Source organism: Alteromonas sp. ALT199 (assembly GCF_018619335.1).
GTDB lineage: Bacteria > Pseudomonadota > Gammaproteobacteria > Enterobacterales > Alteromonadaceae > Alteromonas.
The window spans coordinates 1-985 of sequence record NZ_JAHHDX010000004.1 but is presented as its reverse complement, the minus strand read 5'-3'; the positions used below and the strand labels follow the sequence as shown (position 1 = coordinate 985).

Genomic DNA, 985 nt, shown 5'->3' with positions numbered 1-985 from the left:
GTCAATATTGGATTTACACAAGGGCAATCGGTAACGCTGAATATGATTGCAGATTTTTCTGTGGTGCCTCAGCTGTCGCAGATTAATCGCAACTATCGTCAAACCGCGCTAGCTATTGGTGCAAATTTAGAAGGTGAAACCACCACCGAACAAGCTCGTGAACGCATCAAGAACGCATTAGCTAATATTGAATTGCCTACAGGGTATAAATGGACGCTAGACGGCAGCTTCTCTCGCCAAGATGAAGCTAACGCTGTAATGCAAATGAATATGCTATTAGCGCTTTGCATGATATACGTTGTGATGGCAGCGCTGTTTGAGTCGCTTATCCTTCCAACGTCTGTAATCACTTCACTACTGTTTTCCTTCACAGGTGTTTTTTGGGCATTCATGGTTACTGGAACATCTATGTCTATCATGGGTATGATTGGTATGCTGATACTGATGGGCATTGTGGTTAACAATGGCATTGTGTTGGTAGACAGAATTAATCAGCTTAACAACGAAAGCTTGTCGCTGTATGAGGCAGTGATTGAAGGTTGCATGACACGTATCAGGCCTATTCTTATGACAGTAGCCACAACAGTTTTGGGGCTTGTCCCACTTGCTATGGGTAGTACTCGAATTGGCGGCGACGGTCCTCCCTACTCACCAATGGCCATTGCAATTATTGGTGGTCTGGTGTTCTCTACCTTGACCAGTCTATTTTTGGTACCTCTTGCATATGTATTGCTACTAAAACTCAGGTTTAAAACCCAACGACTGTTTAAAACGAGCAAAGCGCGTGTAGCCACGTATATAAAAATCGTTAATTAAGATGCATATTTAAACGAGCAACAAGACGAAAAGCGGTTCTAGTTTCAACATTTACGTCAACGTGATTGACGAAAAGTGTAAGCTAGCCCGCTTTTTCTGGATTTACAGTAACCGCAGTTAACCATACCGATCCGCATAGATCATTGCCAACTCAGAAGGCGCTGGCAAG

General features: G+C 43.4%; 1 protein-coding gene. It reads left to right on the top strand.

All coding sequences use genetic code 11. The features are described from left to right. A partial coding sequence (locus KL866_RS00500; protein WP_214992397.1) for an efflux RND transporter permease subunit occupies window positions 1-816 on the top strand: 816 nt, incomplete at its 5' end. Window positions 817-985 lie beyond the last annotated feature (169 nt).